21 protein-coding genes and 2 pseudogenes are annotated in these 18,712 nt (G+C 41.8%); 11 read left to right on the top strand and 12 right to left on the bottom strand.

Annotation, left to right across the window (positions count from 1 at the left end; genetic code table 11):
* Positions 1 to 129 precede the first annotated feature (129 nt).
* Positions 130 to 582, top strand: a complete 453-nt coding sequence (locus tag ACFQNG_RS00115) for a hypothetical protein (RefSeq protein WP_379862762.1) — start codon at positions 130 to 132, stop codon at positions 580 to 582.
* Between the two features lie 773 nt (positions 583 to 1,355).
* Positions 1,356 to 1,708: pseudogene (locus ACFQNG_RS20945) on the top strand (Tn3 family transposase); the annotation flags it as partial.
* Positions 1,709 to 2,228: 520 nt separating this feature from the next.
* On the opposite strand, the gene ACFQNG_RS00110 reads toward ACFQNG_RS20945, so the two are convergent.
* The 4 genes from ACFQNG_RS00110 to ACFQNG_RS00095 all read right to left on the bottom strand — a co-directional run bounded on the left by ACFQNG_RS00110 (position 2,229) and on the right by ACFQNG_RS00095 (position 5,293).
* Positions 2,229 to 2,648, bottom strand: coding sequence for a hypothetical protein (locus ACFQNG_RS00110; RefSeq protein ID WP_379862761.1), 420 nt, complete (start codon positions 2,646 to 2,648; stop codon positions 2,229 to 2,231).
* Positions 2,649 to 3,141: 493 nt separating this feature from the next.
* Positions 3,142 to 4,305: an LGFP repeat-containing protein gene (locus ACFQNG_RS00105; protein ID WP_379862760.1), complete on the bottom strand. Its 1,164-nt coding sequence runs from the start codon at positions 4,303 to 4,305 to the stop codon at positions 3,142 to 3,144.
* Between the two features lie 7 nt (positions 4,306 to 4,312).
* Entirely contained in the window at positions 4,313 to 4,684 is a 372-nt protein-coding gene (locus tag ACFQNG_RS00100; RefSeq protein ID WP_379862759.1) for a hypothetical protein, read from the bottom strand.
* Positions 4,685 to 4,696: 12 nt separating this feature from the next.
* Positions 4,697 to 5,293 carry a TetR/AcrR family transcriptional regulator gene (locus ACFQNG_RS00095; RefSeq protein WP_379862758.1) on the bottom strand — a complete coding sequence of 199 codons (597 nt, stop codon included), beginning with the start codon at positions 5,291 to 5,293 and terminating at the stop codon, positions 4,697 to 4,699.
* A gap of 187 nt (positions 5,294 to 5,480) precedes the next feature.
* On the opposite strand from ACFQNG_RS00095, the gene ACFQNG_RS00090 reads away from it, so the two are divergent.
* Positions 5,481 to 5,894, top strand: coding sequence for a hypothetical protein (locus tag ACFQNG_RS00090; RefSeq protein ID WP_379862757.1), 414 nt, complete (start codon positions 5,481 to 5,483; stop codon positions 5,892 to 5,894).
* Positions 5,895 to 6,124: 230 nt separating this feature from the next.
* Here ACFQNG_RS00090 and ACFQNG_RS00085 read toward each other — a convergent pair whose 3' ends face one another.
* Entirely contained in the window at positions 6,125 to 6,589 is a 465-nt protein-coding gene (locus ACFQNG_RS00085; protein ID WP_379862756.1) for a CFI-box-CTERM domain-containing protein, read from the bottom strand.
* Positions 6,590 to 6,949: 360 nt separating this feature from the next.
* On the opposite strand from ACFQNG_RS00085, the gene ACFQNG_RS00075 reads away from it, so the two are divergent.
* Complete coding sequence (locus ACFQNG_RS00075) at positions 6,950 to 8,398, top strand: RNA-guided endonuclease InsQ/TnpB family protein (RefSeq protein WP_379862754.1); 1,449 nt, start codon at positions 6,950 to 6,952, stop codon at positions 8,396 to 8,398.
* A 1,522-nt stretch (positions 8,399 to 9,920) separates the two neighbouring features.
* On the opposite strand, the gene ACFQNG_RS00070 is transcribed toward ACFQNG_RS00075, so the two are convergent.
* Positions 9,921 to 10,052 carry a hypothetical protein gene (locus tag ACFQNG_RS00070; protein ID WP_379862753.1) on the bottom strand — a complete coding sequence of 44 codons (132 nt, stop codon included), beginning with the start codon at positions 10,050 to 10,052 and terminating at the stop codon, positions 9,921 to 9,923.
* Positions 10,053 to 10,081: 29 nt separating this feature from the next.
* On the opposite strand from ACFQNG_RS00070, the gene ACFQNG_RS00065 reads away from it, so the two are divergent.
* Positions 10,082 to 10,570 carry a hypothetical protein gene (locus ACFQNG_RS00065; protein ID WP_379862752.1) on the top strand — a complete coding sequence of 163 codons (489 nt, stop codon included), beginning with the start codon at positions 10,082 to 10,084 and terminating at the stop codon, positions 10,568 to 10,570.
* A 164-nt stretch (positions 10,571 to 10,734) separates the two neighbouring features.
* Here ACFQNG_RS00065 and ACFQNG_RS00060 read toward each other — a convergent pair whose 3' ends face one another.
* Both ACFQNG_RS00060 and ACFQNG_RS00055 read right to left on the bottom strand, forming a co-directional pair.
* Positions 10,735 to 10,947 (bottom strand): hypothetical protein, encoded by a 213-nt coding sequence (locus ACFQNG_RS00060; RefSeq protein WP_379862751.1) that lies wholly within the window; start codon positions 10,945 to 10,947, stop codon positions 10,735 to 10,737.
* Positions 10,944 to 11,126: a hypothetical protein gene (locus tag ACFQNG_RS00055; protein ID WP_379862750.1), complete on the bottom strand. Its 183-nt coding sequence runs from the start codon at positions 11,124 to 11,126 to the stop codon at positions 10,944 to 10,946. Before ACFQNG_RS00055 ends, ACFQNG_RS00060 begins: the two co-directional genes overlap by 4 nt.
* Positions 11,127 to 11,258: 132 nt before the next feature.
* Between ACFQNG_RS00055 and ACFQNG_RS00050 the strand changes: the two genes are divergently transcribed.
* On the top strand, positions 11,259 to 11,585 hold the full coding sequence (locus ACFQNG_RS00050; RefSeq protein ID WP_379862749.1) for a hypothetical protein: 327 nt from the start codon (positions 11,259 to 11,261) through the stop codon (positions 11,583 to 11,585).
* Positions 11,586 to 11,722: 137 nt separating this feature from the next.
* Here the strand turns inward: ACFQNG_RS00050 and ACFQNG_RS00045 are convergent.
* Positions 11,723 to 11,908: pseudogene (locus ACFQNG_RS00045) on the bottom strand (transposase); the annotation flags it as partial.
* Positions 11,909 to 12,082: 174 nt separating this feature from the next.
* On the opposite strand from ACFQNG_RS00045, the gene ACFQNG_RS00040 reads away from it, so the two are divergent.
* Positions 12,083 to 12,541, top strand: a complete 459-nt coding sequence (locus ACFQNG_RS00040; RefSeq protein ID WP_379862780.1) for a ferritin-like domain-containing protein — start codon at positions 12,083 to 12,085, stop codon at positions 12,539 to 12,541.
* 303 nt (positions 12,542 to 12,844) lie between these two features.
* On the opposite strand, the gene ACFQNG_RS00035 is transcribed toward ACFQNG_RS00040, so the two are convergent.
* Both ACFQNG_RS00035 and ACFQNG_RS00030 read right to left on the bottom strand, forming a co-directional pair.
* A complete protein-coding gene (locus tag ACFQNG_RS00035) occupies positions 12,845 to 13,648 on the bottom strand; it encodes a hypothetical protein (protein ID WP_379862748.1) in 804 nt (267 codons plus the stop codon).
* On the bottom strand, positions 13,635 to 14,408 hold the full coding sequence (locus ACFQNG_RS00030) for a ParA family protein (protein WP_379862747.1): 774 nt from the start codon (positions 14,406 to 14,408) through the stop codon (positions 13,635 to 13,637). Before ACFQNG_RS00030 ends, ACFQNG_RS00035 begins: the two co-directional genes overlap by 14 nt.
* A gap of 276 nt (positions 14,409 to 14,684) precedes the next feature.
* Here ACFQNG_RS00030 and ACFQNG_RS00025 point away from each other — a divergent pair, with 276 nt between their 5' ends.
* From ACFQNG_RS00025 to ACFQNG_RS00010, 4 genes are all read left to right on the top strand, one after another.
* Complete coding sequence (locus ACFQNG_RS00025; RefSeq protein WP_379862746.1) at positions 14,685 to 14,879, top strand: hypothetical protein; 195 nt, start codon at positions 14,685 to 14,687, stop codon at positions 14,877 to 14,879.
* A gap of 75 nt (positions 14,880 to 14,954) precedes the next feature.
* A complete protein-coding gene (locus ACFQNG_RS00020; RefSeq protein WP_379862745.1) occupies positions 14,955 to 16,475 on the top strand; it encodes a hypothetical protein in 1,521 nt (506 codons plus the stop codon).
* A gap of 68 nt (positions 16,476 to 16,543) precedes the next feature.
* Positions 16,544 to 17,242: a GIY-YIG nuclease family protein gene (locus ACFQNG_RS00015; protein ID WP_379862744.1), complete on the top strand. Its 699-nt coding sequence runs from the start codon at positions 16,544 to 16,546 to the stop codon at positions 17,240 to 17,242.
* A gap of 109 nt (positions 17,243 to 17,351) precedes the next feature.
* Positions 17,352 to 17,993, top strand: coding sequence for a GIY-YIG nuclease family protein (locus ACFQNG_RS00010; RefSeq protein ID WP_379862743.1), 642 nt, complete (start codon positions 17,352 to 17,354; stop codon positions 17,991 to 17,993).
* Between the two features lie 276 nt (positions 17,994 to 18,269).
* Here the strand turns inward: ACFQNG_RS00010 and ACFQNG_RS00005 are convergent, their stop codons facing one another.
* Entirely contained in the window at positions 18,270 to 18,512 is a 243-nt protein-coding gene (locus ACFQNG_RS00005; protein WP_379862742.1) for a hypothetical protein, read from the bottom strand.
* Positions 18,513 to 18,712 lie beyond the last annotated feature (200 nt).

The following is an 18,712-nucleotide window of genomic DNA, read 5'->3' as shown; positions in this document are numbered from 1 at the left end:
CAATTCTCAGAACCTAATCATTTACAGGATTCATATTCAGTAAAGTAAAGTGCAACACTCAAAAAACAGAACCAAAATACATTAATCTTCCGAATGATATATTGAGCATTCATTAAAGGGGGATTATTGATGAGCCAGTTGGAGAATGTGATTTATGCAGTCAAGGCATTGCCACAGACCGAGGAAAAACAAGCCTTGATTGAAAGTATGATCAATATATTTGCAATCCCTGTCCATCAATGCGATAAGTGTCAAACGGATTCCATCATTTTCTATGAAGACGAAGGTCAAGTATACTGTCTCTTTTGCGATAGTCCTATTCCGCAAGATGATTATGTCGAGTGTGATTGTGGAGGGCAAGGAATTCTTGAGGATGTAACTGACAGCGATGGAATTACTGATGAAAGAGCGGTTTGTTTAAAGTGTGAAAAAGTGATACCGAAAGATTCGTGCTGGTATGATGGAGTAACTGGATACAATTTCCCCCATGCATTAGTGGATGTTGATGAGGACGGAAACAACAAATATGAACCAGTTTGTGTAAGGTGCTATAGAACATTGCATGACCCCGAATATATTTAATCAGGATACCCCGATGTATCTGGAACAAAATAAAGCGACTCATAGAGGCCCCTAGGAGCCTCTTTTGTTTTGCAGCTTGTCTGTTCGTTGAGTGAGGCGTTCTGTTATGATGGGCATGTAAAACTAAAATAAACAACTAGGGAGCTGTACATATTGATCTTCTTGTTCCGCTTCGATAAAAAAAGCAACGGATTGGATTTCATTCTAAATCAAGCTATCGCACAGGATATGTATCCTGATATCCATGAGAAGTTGATCCCGCTGGTGGAATCTACTGCTCGTAAGCTGTCCCCGTACAAAATCCATAGCACACGAAACACCGTTATTCATCATTGATGATAGCAATCAAATGGAAGTCAAGCACAGTCCGGGACTAGGGCAGTACATTGACCCGCGGATCAAAGACGATATTTTCACGAATGCAAAGCGCATCGCGGATTTGTGTGTTGAAGTGATGAATCGGTGCACTTTGGAGATTCGCCGCCAGATGAATAAACCGCGCAAATAGTGGCAATAAATGAAATCGACAGAGCATGAGCTGAATGAGATCACCGCGACCGCATACGAGAGATAATGCCTGAGGGCGGCAGGGGTGCAGGAGCGCAGGGGCGGGCATGCTCTTTTTGGTGTGCAAAAACTCAAAATTGAAAACGCGGGGATACATAAGAGTACCCGAAACGAATTTAAACGCCTCTACGGGGCTTCTAGGGACCTGTTTTTTCGTGCTGTGGTATAACGGGTAGAGGGAGCGACGCTCGAATTTGGTGCTATTTGCCCAGAATGATGACTGGACCGATGCAGAAGATGAGGTTACGAGGAACAAGGATCTGAGGAACTGGAGCGAATAACCTTCCGTAAGATTAACATGGGCCCTGGCCGCGATAACAGAAAGAACTTGGAAGAAGAAATCAAGAAGCTCAAGGAATTGCGCATGCTGGAGCTACCCCACGATTTGTTTAAGAACGTTCCACCAAAAATCTTGAGGAAGTATCGCCTCCGTGTGGTTTCAGAAAAACTCAGTGAAATTCGGCGCCATCCTGCAGAGGTACGTTATACCCTATTATCAACGTTCTTTTGGGGAAAATGGAAAGAGGGCACAAGGCCCTCCGTTCAAGCAGTTTTCAGCTCTAATTCGCACATGGGAAGTAGCGGAACAAAAAACCGGAATAAGCCTTATCGGACATCGCGCAAATCAAGGGGGCATTAAGAGTTCAATCCCAATCCTCAAGGAATGCTGAACCATCACAATTCGTATATGGGTTCTACCTGTTGTGCAGGTAAGTACGACTTTCCACTTGCCAACTCCTCCACCTATACGGCGTTCTGTAAAATTCTCACTTGCATCATGAACATACCCTTGTACTAAAACTTTTCCTCTGTCACTGATGACTTTGTAATGGATGGGGAGATTAATTCCTTGTATATGATTCCACACGGATAAAACCAATGTGTGTCCTCGATCGAGGTATACATATTCTGATGACCCCTGTGTTTTCCCTTTATATAATCGAGCTTCCTTGCCTTCAGCAAAGGCAGTTACAGGTAACAAAAGTAATGTCAAAACAGTAAGCAAAGATATAAACTTTTTTTAGAAAGGCTTTTAAGGATAGGACACTCATTTCGACATGAAAAGGTGATTAGGTTGATTAAAAGTCTCTTGCAGTATAAGTTCCTCTAATACTGTAGTCCGGCCATGTATCAATAATATCTATATAGTATTTACCATTGCGCATGTTTGGGAAGTGTACATAGGGGTATGTGCTCGTTGAGTCAGGAAGTGTGAAACGTTTATAAGACGTGCAATTGCCAGTCGAATAACTACATAACCGAACTTTCAACATAGAAGCATCTTCATAAATTCTGTCATAACCATAAGAGTTATATGCTTCAAGATCATATACACCAACAAAAGCATATTTCGTGTTTACCGTTACAGTTCCATCAATTTTTCCATCTTCTGTAGAAAAGTAACCAGTTCCATTATAAGCACTTGCCCCACCGCTAAACCCCAATAGTACCACCAACGCTACTGCTAACGATCCGAAAATAGAAAAAGCTTTCTTCATATCACCATCTCCTGTTTATTGATTTTGAAAAATATTCAGACCTTAAAACCAACTAGTTGGTACATACTCATTTTAATTGTTAAACGTGTTATAATCAACAAAAATTTCTAAAAAAAGGATGTGTCGCAATAAACAACAGGAAATGACAGAACGTACAATTAAGAAGCTGATGAACGCTGGCATTGTTTTATTTGCCAAGTATGGCTACAGCAACACCAGTGTCGTGGAGTATAACCGACGGTCATGGACAAAGTACTTACATAAACAAAGGGTGCGGAAAATCCGCGCCCTTTTCTATATGGGGTCCGCCGTATCATTTCGGGTAAAACGTACGCTAAGACACATTTAAGACACAAAATAACCGGCATCCCGTACACTAAGAGTGATGTCGGTTTGTTTTTTGGTATAGATAGTGCCTCATGTGGATCAAGCCTTTGATTCAACGTTCCATATCCTAGTGTCTTATTATTTTGTATCCATTGAAGGTTTAAATCTATTTTAATACTACGAGGCGACCATTAGCCGAACAGGCTTTACCTCCACAATGAAACACAAGGCGATACGTACCCACAGGAACATCCGCTGTAATGTTTGCAGTATCGTGACCGCTATATCGAAATGGCTCGTCTTTATTTTCAACCATTAGATACCATTCAAAGTTAGGGTTATGATTAAAATTGTTAACTGTAATATGAATACGGCCTCCTAGTGGAACAAAAAGTGGACCTGTTTTTGTTTTCTTAAAGGATTCTACTTCCGTTAAACTTACAAAAGATGAATTGCCTTTATTACTTGTGTTCTTTACAACGCAATCATTCACTGTTTTGTTTGGCTTACAGGTAATCGTCCCCCCTTCAAACTCCTGTTTTATTTCCCTATCGGAAAGCTGATAAGGATCACTTATCGGATACCCAAGAAAGCCTCTTTCCCAGCTAAGTTTACTCCACTTGTCACGAATTGGACCGTAAACTACATGAGCACCTGTCGCAGGTGTCCAGTAAATAGAACCTCCTTGAAAATGATTAAATTGACCAATTATATCTGGAGTAGGTAATTGATCAGTTTTTGGATAACCTAACAGTCCTTTTTCGGCCTCAAGATCTTTCCATTTTTTATATATATCACCATGAACTTCAAATGCTCCAATATCAGGATGATAGTAAATTCCTCCTCTATCACCAAAGGTGGTTAGGAACATTTGATAATAGCCAACTTTATCTGATGTAGGTTTTATATCTGAAACAGATGATTCATTCTTAAACTGTATAGATTTATATTTTTCGCTAATCTCCTTAGCTGCTTCTGAATCCACTTCAGGCTTAGATTTTTCAGTAGACAACATGGGGTCTAATGCTAAAAGGCTAAAAAGTGCGATCACGATAATTGATGCAATCGCAATTATAGAAATGAGATGCAATTTGTTATTACTTGGGTTATTTATTACGGTTATCACCGTTTTGTATTGGTTGGAAATTTTCTCAGCGATACTGATTTTACCTTTATTATGTGGGAAGGCTTTATCGTTAAACGAAAATTTGGGCAAGTTCTCTTTTTTTCCTCCATTATCATGGTTTAATTGAGGTTTGGCCTTGTTTAAAGAAGTATCGTCTTTTGACTCTGGGCTATTTTCATTCTGTTTGTTTTTTTCCTGGTTCATTTAGCTTTTACCCCTTCGGTAATAAATCACAAATGGTACTCACAGTAGAGGTAATCGTTTGCCATAGTGTAAGTCCAGGCAAAAGTGCTTGTAATCGTTGATTAAAACGACTTAACTTCGAGCCGTCCGGAAATTCCCGCTGTACTTCGGCTTCAGTCGAGTCTGCAATATCCAACAGCTGACGCCTGATAGGTGGATCTAAGTCCTTTGCTGTATCAATTTTTTTTCTGAGTTGCTGAATGTGGTTCAAAATCTCAGTTTGGTTTATAGTAAACTGAGTTCCCCCTTGGTTATAAATGGTTTCTCCGATTTGAATTTGGCCTTTGTTATCTTTGAAAGCCTCACCTTCAAAATGAAACTTTGAACCACTGTTAGCCATAGAGTTATCCTCCTAATAATGTGATTTAGGCGATTGAATTTGCAACAGTTCAACAAATACTGTCACCATCTCCTTAATATCAATCCGATCATCAATATAATGCTGCATATTGTATCCGTTAAACAATGCCATTGCAGAAGTCGCTAAGGTTCTTGCATCAAGTGGACTGCCAATGACCCCCTTTTTCTTCATGGCTTCAAACAACCGCGTAAGGTCTGTCCGCCACTCTTCCATCTGCTTGATTAATTCTTCTTTCACTTGATGCAAGTACTGACATGTCATGGCGGAATGAAGGAGAACGGCGGAAAAACCCTTTTCGTATGCCTTGACAACCATATCAACGGAAAACAACTCATCAACCAAGTCGCGGTTTTCTTGGGTCATAAGCTCCCGCAAATTCTCAAAATAAAAGCGAAACCCATCCCGGAGTACCTTCATCAAGAAATCCTCTTTGGTTGGAAAATGAGCGTAAAAAGCCCCTTTAGATAGTCCCGCTTCCTTTACGATCTGATCAACACTGGTATTGCTGTATCCATACTTCGCGAACAAGGCAATCCCAGCATCCATCAGCTTCTTGATCGTACGTTCCGTCATTTCCTGTTGTTTCATGTGTCGTTCTCATTTTTTTGAAATTTTGTAATTTGCATATTGATTATAACATACGTAATGAATAAAATAAAGATATACCAACTAGTTGGTTTGAACATGCCGGCTAGTTGGTATTAGGCGCAGGTGGATGACCGAATATTTTGTGAAATTAAAGGAGAGGCAATTTAGTAAACCGGAGGGATGTTGTATGAAGAAGTTTGGATTTGTGATGGTCGCTTTGTTGTTTACAGTGGGAAGTTTGTTTGTTTATACTCCAAAAGCATCTGCCGATTATGATCAGTATTTTGATACTGATGATGATGTTTTTGATAATACGGTGACCGTTTATTCAGGACAAGATGTTAAAGTCAAAATAAATTCCTGTAACAGGGTAAATTGGAATAATAATAGTGCAACTCCAATGCCGGTTTCTGATTGCGGTTCAGCGTTATATGCTAAACTTTGCAATGGAACCACAAGCAATTGCATAACCAAACATATTGGTTCAGATGGCATAGTATGGTTTACTAATATGAGGGGACCTTATTATTTAGTCTATATTTATGATTCCTGGCCAAGCTACCATTTTGAGGGTTCCAGTGATACCACTGAACACTGGTAAAACTCACAAACGCTATCCTTTCTCTTAAGCAAGGATAGCGTTTTCTATGTTCAACTGCCGCATTTTTTATTTTTTTAAACAAAAATGAATAATGATACAGCTTGAAACGGCGGGCAGTTTGTTTAGAAAAAATCGGAAAGCGGAATGGTACCAACCCAAACAATGTTGGTACTTAATTACTCCGATTGATATCCGTATACGTAACAATCCATCTGAGTGTTCCGTTTCATTTATAGGACTTGCTTTTCAAGGCGCTTAACAAAGGATTTGTAGTGAATATAGGCTTCTTGATATTTTCCTTGGGAGATCAGTTCAATTGAATGAGAGATCAAATCTTTATAAATCGATTGGTAAAAGACATCTCTATCATTTCGAACATTCATACTCTTTATGATCTGAGGTGCAATGCGGTAATATTCTTGAATTGCTTCTTTTCCTTCATCAAAGCTATTCATATACTGATCTCGAAAATGGCGTAGGATCGTTAACTCTTTGCAATCATCCGGCAACCCGTAATACTCTACACAAGCAGTTGTTAGGAAACACTTCTTGTCTTCTTTATATTTTTTTTCATACTTCTGTTTTTCTCTCAGAAGTTCTTTTTCTTTTCTTTGCAGTCTTTCAGCTTCTTTTCGACGTTGTTGTTCTTTTTCCCATTGCTTTCTAAGCTCTCTTTCCCGGTCTTTACTGCTCATTTCATATCCTCCTTATCATAACCTAAAATCAAATGAATTTTACTAGAGTATTGCAACAACGAAACGAGAGTTCTTAGTAATTCAAACAAACCAGTCGGTATATCTTTATTATAAAAGATATCTTATGTTAGATCAATATAAAAATTATAATATTCATAATTTTTATGATATACAATGGAGATGAAGCGAAAAACCTGTGGAAAAAATAGGAATTTCTTTTTCGTTCACATACTAAGCTTCTGGCCCATGTTTTGTTGCAGTGGTAATTACTAAAGGCTTTTCATTCTCTATGGCCTCGGATAGAATCTGATCCCATTCTTCCCATTGTTGTTCGTCTGGCTCAGGTGGGTTGTATTCTTCTTGATTCTGTCGCTTCAAGGCCTCAACATAACACCTCCTTTTTTTCAAAACAGTAGTATAATTTTCCATCAACTATATGCCGACTGTCCAGATGTTCTTTCTAGCTCTTCTTTTAATCTTAGAATAATATTGTTCGAGAACATAATTGTTTTCGAGGTGGATACATCTATGGCGAAACACACCAAAGTCATGCGTTATCGCATCATCAAACCCAAGGAAGACTCTTGGGATGTTTTCGGAAAAGTCCTGCGTGAACTGCAACGAGAAACAAGAACTGCGCTGAACAAGACGATCCAGCTTTGCTGGGAGTGGCAAGGATTTTCTGCAGAGTACAAGGAACAACACGGTGTTGCTCCAAAAAAGAAGGACGTGCTTGGCTATACGAATCTGCAAGGATACGCCTATAACCGAATCAAAGATGAATTCAATACGATCGGCAGCGGGAATCTTGCCCAAACAGTTAAGCGAGCAGCTGACAAGTGGAACTCAGATGTAAAAGAAATTCTCCGGGGAGATCGGTCAATTCCTAGTTTTAAAAAAGATGTTCCTATCGATGTCGTTGCAAGCAATGTGAGGTCCATTCGGAAAGAAGGCAAAGACTACTATTTGCGACTCAGCTTAATTTCTAAGGAATGTGCGAAGGAAATGGGGAGAAAAGACGGCATTTTTGAGGTTCTCATTGATGTGAGGGATAAGACGCAACGGGTGATTTTAGATCGGCTCATCGAAAAAGAGTACAAGCTCGGTGCTTCCCAAATCCTTTACCACAAAAGGAAATGGTTCATCAACCTCAACTATCAGTTTGAGAAACAAGAAGAGCCATTGGATCCCAACCGCATCATGGGAATCGACATGGGAATCGTTCATCCTCTGTACATAGCGATCAGCGATTCGCCGGCACGATACCATATCGAAGGTGGAGAGATCGAACGGTTCCGCCGACAAGTTGAGCGAAGACGGAAACAACTTTTAAAACAAGGGAAGTATTGTGGAGATGGAAGAAGGGGCCACGGTCGGCAAACTCGCATTCAGCCGATCGAGGTACTGAGCGAAAAGATCGCAAACTTTAGGAAGACGACTAATCACAAATATGCACGGCATGTCATCGACTTGGCCTTAAGACACAAATGCGGTACTATCCAGCTAGAGGACCTAAAAGGAATCGCCAAAGACGATGCATTCTTAAAGAACTGGACCTATCATGATCTGCAAGAGAAAATCACCTACAAAGCCAATGAAGCGGGCATTCAAGTCATCAAAGTGCAACCGAAATATACGAGTCAGCGGTGTTCCGAATGTGGCCATATTTCCAGCGAGAACCGACCAAGCCAGTCAGAGTTTCGTTGTAGGGTTTGCGGATATGAGGCGTTGGCTGACTACAATGCTGCGCGAAACTTGGCCACCAAGGACATTGAGCAAATCATAGAAAATTCCACAGCCAAAAAATAAATCCCATTGCACAGAAAATACGCAACCGCTACAATAGTATTTGAACACAAACAGGGCCGATTCAGCGGCCTAAAATCGAGAAGTGCCGACAAGGTAACACTCGATAAGGTATGTCTGCACCCGCAGGCAGGAAACTCCATGCATGAAACCCGCATGGACAATCACATAGGCTTTCGTCGATCTCCAATGATGCAAAAATCCTTGGGGATCGACGACAAGTAGTATATAGGATCAGAAGAAAAAGCTTCGTTTTCCGTACATATTACAAGGCTTCATCATCGGAAATGAAGTTTTTTGTTGTTTTTCGGGGGGTTCTATCTATGTGATTCGTGAAGGTTGTCCATTTTCTTCAGTGCATCCATGCCAAATTTCGGTTTGTGTTCCTATCTATGTGGTTCGTGAAGGGATAAGTGCTAGCTTGTTGATCGCCCGTGACTTGATGTTTGTGTTCTATCTATGTGATTTATGAAGTACATCTCTCTAACATACTTCTCTCCCGCAGTGGTTAGTGATCTCAATGTGATTAGTGAAGCATCTAATATAGTCCTTTTCAAGAAACACCGACAGTTTGTGTTCATACTATGTGGTTTGTGAAGTCATTGACTACCTCCAGTATCGGGCAGGCGCAATTGAGTTTGTGTTCTATCTATATGATTAGTGAAGTCGAGGTCAGGGAAAGTCACGATAAATCCCGCTAATACCCGTTTGTGTTCATTCTATGTGGTTTGTGAAGACACCCAGCTCCATGGCCAACGTATATCGCCTATAGGTTTGAGTTCATACTATGTGATTCGTGAAGAAGTCACCAATCGCCAAGTCAAGCCTTGTAAAGTTCGGGTTTGTGTTCTATCTATGTGATTAGTGAAGTACGACAATTTGACGGAAGATAAAAGGGATCGGTTAGTTTGTGTTCATTCTATGTGATTTGTGAAGACTCTGTATTAGAGTTGCGTATATAAAAGGGGGAAGTTTGTGTTCTATCTATGTGATTTGTGAAGCATGCCATATAGTCCTTATCAATCTTCAACCGGTCAGTTAGTGTTCAACCCATGTGGTTAGTGAAGTTTTAACTTGTGGGACATGAAAAAGTCGATGAGATTCGTTTGTGTTCATACTATGTGGTTTGTGAAGATAGCGGACTTAACGTCGATCGTGGCCTTACCGCCGAGGTTTGTGTTCCATCTATGTGATTTGTGAAGGCAAAATAACGGGGAATATTACGAATTATGCGGTTAGTTTGTGTTCAAGCTATGTGATTTGTGAAGTATCAAGGAAACCTTGAATCGCTTTGAAGGGGTATGAAGTACAAGTGCACGCACTTCAGCGCGGATCGAGGACACGTTTGTGTTCATGCTATGCGGTGCCGGACGGCACCTGGCAAAGCGAATAGAAGTGTATCAGCGAAACGCAAAAGCCCTTCCCGATAACAACTGGGAAGGGCTTTATTTGTTTGCAGTTGAATCATTGCAGGAAAGGGAAAGAAAAAGCCGGGGCAAGACCCCGGTTAATTTACGGTCAATCTTTATTTTGTTTCAACCAAATCCCAGTGGCAATACGGGCATCTACGTCCTTTCCCATCTTCCATTGTAAAGCCGCAATTTGCTGGGCATTTCCAACCAAAACGAATCGCAATCTTTTGAATCCAATTTAACATGATTATTCCTCCTAAGGAGTTGATTTTTGTTGAGTTTTTCAGAAGAAGAAACTTTTAACGCCTTCATTTCCGGCTACAAACCTGCATATCTTGCACACCATGAACATGAGCTGTGTGTTGATTTCTACATACAATTGAAAGGTTCTGATTTCCCACGAATTCAAATCAGAGATGACATGACGCTGTTTTTCCAAACAGAACAACTCAAGCGACGATTCATTGCTGATGCAGAAGGGTTAGAACCTGGAACTGCTGACCACCATAGAGCTTTAGGTTTAGCATTGGGTTATCCGCCAATCGCTGTTGAACATTTCGCTGTTTCTTGGGTCAACCGCTCTTTATGGGAAAAGTCAGCTACATATTACTATTGTGGGATAAACTTCGCTGGTCATATTGATGACGCTGAATCCATCGCCCAATGGCTTTGGTTCAATGTGCCGATACCTCCAACCGAGGTCAAAGTTAACCATCACGGGCGCAAATTCAGCATGTTTCCCCCATCTAAAATCGTGGTATAATACCTGTGGTTGATTTTCTAAGCATCTGCTTTTTTGCAGGTGCTTTTTCTATGCTCTTGGTGGTTCTGGCCCGTCATACGGATCATACGGAATGGGTCTTTTCTTTTCGCGCCGCATACCCATCACCTCCCCTCTCATAATGAGATACCTAGCGACGATCCACTTCATCTGGATGACCCATCTTGATCACCTTCCTTCCCATCATTGACGAGGCGGAAAATTTCGTTTATTTCGCCAGCGGGTATGTTTACTCTCAACTCTAGACCATCTTCATCAACCCACTGCACCACTCCCTCACACTTATGTTTATCCGTTAGAACCGTGATTTTCTCGCCGAATTTGACTTCATTCAAACCAATAACAATCCACTTTTTCAATCAACCACCTCCTTGATATATGACCGATCGATGTAAGATATCACCGGTCCCGGTTTGATGTAATCTTCCCCTGCCAGATCGGCTGGAAAAATGACCTCACATGATCGTATACTTGGTCTTGCATAAGCGATGGTCTTTTCTGCGACGTCATCATAATAGGCTTTTGCTTCATCGCTCATTGTTATGGTTTTCTCTCCTCTCGTCTGTCTGTATTTTCATTATACGTTATAGGAAAATGAAAAACAATAGATATTATCAGATTATTTGTTATGATATAATGGATAAGGTTTGCATTGAAAAGGGGTGAATCAATGGATCCTAAACTGATCGAAGAAGCAAAAGCGCGGCGATTATATAACCACAAAGGACCAATCGTGAAAACAGGCAACAACGTGGATGAAGTACTGAAAGAAATAGACGAAACTCAAATGGGTGCCGCTTTAAAAACGGGCATCCCACAAGCAATACTATCGAGATGGGACAAAGCTGAAAAATTCAACCCTGATTTCATTGCATCAATCCTGATTGCATCAGGCAAGGACTTTTTCGATTTATTTCCGATAGTTGAGAAACGTGATAAACCTGAATACATGGATCAACTTGAAAAAGAACTGGACAAAGAAAAGCCAGGGGGATAATATGTAACCGACTTTGACTCTTAATTATATCCATCCATTTAAAAGAGCCGTAAGAACTAAGCAATACCATTGCATAGTTTCTTTACGGCTTTTGTCGTATTATTAGAGAAGAATTTCCATTTTTTGTCGAATTTACTGGACTGAAATTTATCAACAAAGGGGGTACCAAAGGTCTTATCATTTTCTTTTCCAGGGCCTACTTGTAGGTTTAGAAATTGACCACTATGTAGATCATATTCCAATTGAATTTTGACACCCGCTGTATGGCCAGAGCCACCTGCTCCAGGATAATGATCCATCAATGAGTCAGGAATCTGAAAAATAGGATGGCGATGTCCGTTTACCCCAATGAGGGATGATCGGAGTATCCTTCTTTCATAAACCTTAGTACGCCCCAGTGTATTCGACCATATACTATCCTGACATCTAGATAACGGGGAGTGATGATCTAAATGTATCCCTATGTTTATCGTCCATCGATTTGGCATCCTGGATCAATGCGGGCCTACACATTGGGAGAATGGGGAGACTCCGGGGAAGACCCAAATTTGATCGAAGACATTGCCAAGGCGATCAGCGGTCAATACAACGCGATTGCCTGTTACAAGAAATTGTCCCGGTTGGCTCCCACTGAGGAAGAGCGGCGACAGATCATGGAGATTCGTCAGGACGAGATCAACCATTACCGGGAATTTAATCAGATCTACGTCCGTCTGACCGGGCAGCAACCTCAGATCACGGCGGAACCCTGTCCGGATGACTACAAGGAAGGACTGGAATTCGCCCTGAAAGACGAACAGAAAACAGTAGACTTTTATTTCGATATCGCCGACAAAGCCCGGGACCCCGCCATCAAAAAAGCGTTCACCCGAGCCGCCCACGACGAACAAAACCATGCCGTCTGGTTCCTTTATTTCTGGACAAAACATTGCCGCTGCAGGTGCAAGCACACATAACAAAGAACCTCTGTCGTCCGACAGGGGTTCTTTGTTTTTTTAAACGGCCTTAAAGAGATAGCCCAACATGCTCATCAAGCAAGAAACAAAGTGCCCTGGGCTATCTTGTAGAAAGGATGTATTTTTTTCGTTTTGGGGATATAAAGAGATCTTATCTTGATGGTGATGTGGTATTACCCCAACTAAAATAAAGAGACAATTGTGTTGATACCTTTAAACTACCACTTTATATTATCATCTCTTGACATATAAGTAATAACCCATGTTCGCAGAACATGGGTTAAAAGAATGATCCCACCTGGCTTAATTTTTTTTCAGTTCACTTAGCAGTCGGTAATACATCGATTGAACCGCCAATCCAACAACCTCATATTTGTCTTTTCCGGTCATTTCAGCAAGCTTGTCGATCATCTCTATCTCCTCATCTGTGAGCCAATACGTCCGGCGCTTACGGATATCTTCCATTTTCAACTTTCCTGAACCACGTTTCGCAAGTGAAAACAATTCAGCAGCCGGATCAGCTTTCGTTTCCATTTGCTGATCCGTTTTTGTTTCAGGTTGTATTTCCGAAATCGACTGCGAAATAGTTTCCACTTTTGTATTCATTTTCATTTCCGATTCCTCTTTCGTTTGTGATTTCGCTTGCTGTTCTGCATGCGGAAATGATTGCGTAATTGCATTTGATTCCGTTTGTGGTTCATATTGCGAAACCAATTCCAATTTCGGTTCCGGTTTCGATTCAGTAATATGAATCTGTTGCGATTCCTGTTCTGTTTGCTGTTGTGCTTTCTGTTCCGTTTGTGAAATTGAATTTGATTCTGTTTTCGGTTCCGATTCCTGAATTGGTTGTGTTTGTTGTTTCGATTTCGTTTTCGATTTCGCTTGTGACTTTGCTTTTGTTTTCGTTTCCGCTTGCTGAAGTGTTTTTACTTCAGATTCAGTTTTTGATTCAGTTTCCGCTTGTGCTTCCAATTGTGCAGTCGCTGCTGTTTCTACTTTTGTTTCTGAAAAAGGATTTGAAAGTAATTGTGCTTTTGCATCTTTGCCTTTTGGCTCTTCTTTTGATCGAGCAGCGGTCAATTTTTTTAACCGATCAAGCTTTGACACGGGCTAACAACTCCTCAACAAATGATTGATACTGTTCGAGCGCATCGCGATCCGCTTTGGTGCGATCTTGAATTCCTTCAAGCGAAAACTCCTTGATCCGTGCTTTGCGCTTGATAACAGTTTCAAACACCAACGTTTCATAGTCTTCTACTGCTTGAAGCCGGATTGCATTGTCAATACTGGTTTGCTGGTTCATTAAGCAGGTGAGGATTCCGGCTAAGCGGAGATCTGGGTTTGACATCTCTTGGGCCAGCTCCATCGTTTCCAAGTACCGTTCCAGAGCGTTAAAAGCAAACGGCTCTGTTTGCATGACCACAACAGCATAATCAGAGGCGACAAGACCGCACAGTGTGTGATCCCCCACGTTCGGCGGCAGGTCAACCAATATGTAATCATAGCGGTCTCTAATCGGTGCCAAGAGATTCCGAAGTGAAGCAAGTTGATCCTTTCTGTCCGAATACAGCTCAACCAACTTGTTGGGGAGGAGCGCGAGAAGATCCTCAGCAGGAAGAAGGTGAAGATTTTCGTTCACTTCCACAATGTACGGCTCCGCATTTTTCTCCTGTATAGCTTCCAAAATCGTCTTTCCAGTAAACTGATAGACGTCTTCCGTCGTCAACATCTGTGTGAGATTGCCCTGGCTATCGAAATCAATTGCGAGGACCTTGTGATTTTTCGCTAAAAGGTAAGCTGTGATGGCCGTTGTTGTTGTCTTGCCCACACCGCCTTTTTGCAACCCAAAACTAATCGTAATTCCCATTCGATGTTTTCCTCCTTCAACTTATTTCCATATCCTTTTCTCGATGTTTTGCTCCACCCCTTTACAATCATAAGCGATTACTGATTCAATTACAGATACGAATTTGCAAATAAAAACAAAATATGAACTGGATGCACACACGAAAATGTAATCGATTGTGTTTTTGCATGCAAAATCACATGTGAAAATATCATCTATATTTTCTGAATTATAGTTGACTTCTTGTTTCCTATTGGATACAATAGTTAACAAGAAGAGTTAAAAGGAGGAACAAACATGACAGTTCCTAGTCATATCAGAAGCAAGCGATTTATTGAATACATCAATGTTTTGAAATCTAGAAAGGAGTTGAAAAAGCGGCAAAAGGAAGAGACTACGGAAGATGCGTTCAAGTGGGAACTCGAGGGAGCGATCAGAGAAATGGAGTTAATTATCATCGAGCTCGAAAACCTCATAGCCAAAAAAGACTAACAACGCGAAAAGCCCTGGGCGATCCGTACATCACCCAAGGCTAAACCAACACCACAGAAGGAGTTGATTGAAACGATGAAATGGTATCACGAATGGCAACAAAACGCAAGAAATCGATACCTCGAAGGGTATTATCCTGGGCATAAAAGAGTACCCAATCCCATTGTCCTCAGTCTGTATGGAATCGGATATTTCTTTGGCGATTTTGTCCCGTTAATCCTGAATTTGATTAACGGTATTTACTGGGCTATAAAACGACTGGTTGCTTTTGTTGTCGGATTACTTGTGGAAGCAAGTATCTTTATTGTTCTCGCCGGCTCGGTTGTTTTTTCCGTTGCTCATTCCATCGAACGAATGAGGAAAGTCGGAGCAACTCACGGTTTGGAATACGTAGGAGTGCTGATGTTTGAGGTTATCTTCATCGGATCGGCAGCTACTCTGACTGGGTTCCTGATGAAAAAGAAAATTCCACGTGGTTTCATCGAGTGGTTAGGTTTGAGTTTCACTATTCTAGGGTTCTTTGTGGGACTCGCTTTTGTTTGGTGGTCAAATTTCCAAGGGATGGCACCAACTTTAGAAGGGCGGATCATCGGCTCTGTAGTTCCGATTCTGGTGCTGATTGGTGAGGGAATTCTCGCTTATAGGTTTATTGTAGAGAACAAAGAAGAGGTAAATTTCAATGAGTTCATCCGGCGAAATCAGTTGTCAATGGATGAGGTAAAAACGGTCATTGAACAGTACGTGCAGAAGAAGAGAGAAGAGGTTCTTTCAGATCAAAATAAACATGAACAAACCGAACAGGCAGAGCTTGAGGATCTCACACACAGAAAGTCTCACACAGAAGAAAATTTCTCACAAAGGTCATCTCAAACATTCGCTCACACACCCGAAGAAACAGTCTCAGGTTCTCACACCTCACACAAAACTGTAAGAGAATCTTCTCCTCTCACAGAGGAAAAATTCTCACAGGAAGTCCTCGCACATGAGGATCTCTCACAGCAAAACGATGAGGAAATTCCCTCACAGAATAAAGAGTCTCACTCCGAAATCGAAGAGGAAAAATCCTCACAAGAAGAAATCACTCACAGCACAGAAGCCTTGATTCAAGCGGATACCGACGAATCGGAATTCTCACAATCGAGCAATTCTCACAGCAAGACAAATGTTCCGAATTCCTCACAAAAGGAGGAAGACTCACAGCTTGAGGAGTCCTCACAAGAGGAGGAAAAATCCTCACAAAAGGATGTTCTCACACTTGAGGATTCTCACACCTCACAGGAAGAAAATTCTCACACAGCGGTCGATTCTCACACCTCACAAGAAGCGTCTCACACACAAAAAACGTCTCACAAAAAATCGGCCTCACACACAAAAAAATATTCCTTGCAGAAAAGGACTCGCAACAAATCCTCACAGGGGGATCAGGAACTCCTCACGGATCTGGAGGAAATCAAAAAAGTCGCTTTGAGAATGTTCGCGGAAAAAGGCGGGACGTATCCAAGCATCCGGGAACTGAAAGATGAGGCACCTTGTTCCGAATGGCTCTCGCGCAAAGTGTTGAACCAGTTGAATCCTAAAAAGAAAAAAGCGAATTAAATAAAAAGACGCCTCCGTGATCCACGGGGGCGTTCTACTAATGAGTCGACTACAGGAGGATGACATCTATGATGGGGATCTATGCGATTGAGAATGTAGTCACAGGTGAATGTTATGTTGGGCAAAGCAAGAATATCATAAGCCGGTTCCAACAACATATGAACATGTTAGAGAAGGGTGAGCACCACTCACACAAGTTACAAAGGGCTTTTAATCAAATGGCTATTCAAAATTTCATTCTTAAAATCTTGGAATTGTGTGAAGAAGATCAACTGGATGTCAAAGAGCAAGAGTGGATTGATAAGTTAAACTCCTTAAATGCTGTTTATAATGTCAAATTCAATGGTGTTAGTGATCGTGTTCAATTAATCAAAGTAAAAAAGAGGTCAGGAATATTTATCCCCCTCCCACCAGATATGACAGAGAAGGAGGTAAGCATCATTGGAAACAACGAGCAACTAATGAACCAAATAGGGAACTTAGTCAGAAGCGCAATATCAATCAATAATCCACTAACAAAGTCAGAAGTGGAGGAATTAACAAAAACACAACATGAAAAGGAACACCCTGAAAAGAAACTTCCTAAGAAGAAACTCCGAGACAAAAACATAAAACGAGCAAAAAGATGGGCTCTTAAATACTACAACCAAAATGGCAAGCTTCCTGGACGAGTAAAAATAGAAAGAGGAGCAAAGGTTTGTCAGACCGTTGCACGCAAAGCGCTTAAAGAGTTAGAAGAGAAGCTGGAAATCAACAAAGCATCATAAACAAAAAGACGCCCTGGCGATCCGGGGGTGTTGGAGGCGAAACGGGAGAAGCGTCTCCCGTCTAGGAAGGGTTGGTCGCCTTCCTACTGATGAGCCAGACTACAGGAGGATGATTACAGCTATGATGGGAATCTACGCCATCAGAAACAAGGCTAATCGCAAAGTATATGTTGGGCAAAGCATTCACATTCAAAACCGTTTTAAGCAGCATTTGGCCGCATTAGAAAAAGGAAATCATCATTCCAAGAAATTACAAGAAGACTTCGACAAGTTTGGGCCTGAACAATTCACTTTGGAAATACTCGAAATCTGCAAGAGAGACGAACTCGACCAAAAGGAAATAGAGTGGATCAACAAATTCGATTCGCTCCAGAATGGATACAATGTTCAAGGCCCACAAAACCAAAAATCACAATGGTTCCAACGAGAAAAACGCCCTGTCGTCACCGCATGGGGCGAGTTGACAAGAACTATCCGGGATTTCTCGCTCATCTCCGTTGAGGATTTTAAATACTGGCTGATAGAAAACAAAAAAGGCGTTCAACAGGCGCTTATCTTATTCATGCTATTCATCGGACTTGTAACACTCATAGTCTCACTAATATTGATCAATGATCTCTTTGAATTAATCATTCCTAACTACTCTAAGAGTTTGATTTCGGGTGTCTATTTTTTGTCATCCCTTGCTACAATTGCTTTCTACGTTGTACTTGTTGGAACACTTGGGAGTAAGAACAACTGGTGGGACTGATAAAACAAAACGCTCCCGGTGCGATCCGGCGAGCGTCTTTTAATAGGCTATTTTGACCCTAAGAGCAACATTGGCACCGTAGATTTTGCTGTGTTTCGCATTGTGTTTCGCAAATTCACGAAACACAATGCCACCGATAAGGGTAAACCCTTTTATTTTTCTGCAACTGTCACCGATCCAAAAACGGGAACCGCAAAACGAAGGGAACTTTTTTGTTTCTTTTCTTTTTTTCTTTCCTTATACAGGTGGAAGGGGAGCACGGCGAGGTCAGTCGTCTCAAGGGCGCTCTAACACGGTGACCAGCATGCGGTGGACGACCTCGTGGTCACGCGGATCGTGCAGGCGGTAGTCCTCACCAGGCAGCGTGTACCACTCCTCGGCGCCGACATACGTGATGGCGAGCGTGAGGGTGCCGTCGTGATCGCAGGTGGTGCGCAGTTCAAGCTCCCCGCTGATCACGCCGACCTCAGCGGTCATCACACCGTGGGTTGCGGTGAAGATTGATGACTTCTCTTCCATACGAGTGACTCCCTTCTCGGGTTGGATGATTGAACGGTCAGTTGGTAGTATTTGCAGACGTGCGAACGGGCTCAGTAAGAGCAGGTGTTCAGCATGCTCTGTAGCGCGGACTTCTCTGACGACTGCAGGGTCAGTCCCCAGCGGTACTTGGTGTGGATCCACCACTTCGCGTACGCGCAACGGGCGCCGGACCGTGGCGG

It is taken from the genome of Laceyella putida, assembly GCF_042665195.1.
GTDB classification, from domain to species: Bacteria; Bacillota; Bacilli; order Thermoactinomycetales; family Thermoactinomycetaceae; genus Laceyella; species Laceyella putida.
The sequence above is the reverse complement of the archived record's forward strand: the minus strand, read 5'-3'. Positions and strand labels throughout refer to the sequence as shown.

Excerpts from the sequence above, each read along its gene's own strand:
- ACFQNG_RS00115 (WP_379862762.1), top strand. The coding sequence starts at position 130 with ATGAGCCAGTTGGAGAATGTGATTTATGCAGTCAAGGCATTGCCACAG.
- ACFQNG_RS00110 (WP_379862761.1), bottom strand. The coding sequence starts at position 2,648 with ATGAAGAAAGCTTTTTCTATTTTCGGATCGTTAGCAGTAGCGTTGGTG.
- ACFQNG_RS00105 (WP_379862760.1), bottom strand. The coding sequence starts at position 4,305 with ATGAACCAGGAAAAAAACAAACAGAATGAAAATAGCCCAGAGTCAAAA.
- ACFQNG_RS00100 (WP_379862759.1), bottom strand. The coding sequence starts at position 4,684 with ATGGCTAACAGTGGTTCAAAGTTTCATTTTGAAGGTGAGGCTTTCAAA.
- ACFQNG_RS00095 (WP_379862758.1), bottom strand. The coding sequence starts at position 5,293 with ATGAAACAACAGGAAATGACGGAACGTACGATCAAGAAGCTGATGGAT.
- ACFQNG_RS00090 (WP_379862757.1), top strand. The coding sequence starts at position 5,481 with ATGAAGAAGTTTGGATTTGTGATGGTCGCTTTGTTGTTTACAGTGGGA.
- ACFQNG_RS00085 (WP_379862756.1), bottom strand. The coding sequence starts at position 6,589 with ATGAGCAGTAAAGACCGGGAAAGAGAGCTTAGAAAGCAATGGGAAAAA.
- ACFQNG_RS00070 (WP_379862753.1), bottom strand. The coding sequence starts at position 10,052 with ATGTTAAATTGGATTCAAAAGATTGCGATTCGTTTTGGTTGGAAATGC.
- ACFQNG_RS00055 (WP_379862750.1), bottom strand. The coding sequence starts at position 11,126 with ATGAGCGATGAAGCAAAAGCCTATTATGATGACGTCGCAGAAAAGACC.
- ACFQNG_RS00050 (WP_379862749.1), top strand. The coding sequence starts at position 11,259 with ATGGATCCTAAACTGATCGAAGAAGCAAAAGCGCGGCGATTATATAAC.
- ACFQNG_RS00040 (WP_379862780.1), top strand. The coding sequence starts at position 12,083 with ATGCGGGCCTACACATTGGGAGAATGGGGAGACTCCGGGGAAGACCCA.
- ACFQNG_RS00030 (WP_379862747.1), bottom strand. The coding sequence starts at position 14,408 with ATGGGAATTACGATTAGTTTTGGGTTGCAAAAAGGCGGTGTGGGCAAG.
- ACFQNG_RS00025 (WP_379862746.1), top strand. The coding sequence starts at position 14,685 with ATGACAGTTCCTAGTCATATCAGAAGCAAGCGATTTATTGAATACATC.
- ACFQNG_RS00020 (WP_379862745.1), top strand. The coding sequence starts at position 14,955 with ATGAAATGGTATCACGAATGGCAACAAAACGCAAGAAATCGATACCTC.
- ACFQNG_RS00015 (WP_379862744.1), top strand. The coding sequence starts at position 16,544 with ATGATGGGGATCTATGCGATTGAGAATGTAGTCACAGGTGAATGTTAT.
- ACFQNG_RS00010 (WP_379862743.1), top strand. The coding sequence starts at position 17,352 with ATGATTACAGCTATGATGGGAATCTACGCCATCAGAAACAAGGCTAAT.
- ACFQNG_RS00005 (WP_379862742.1), bottom strand. The coding sequence starts at position 18,512 with ATGGAAGAGAAGTCATCAATCTTCACCGCAACCCACGGTGTGATGACC.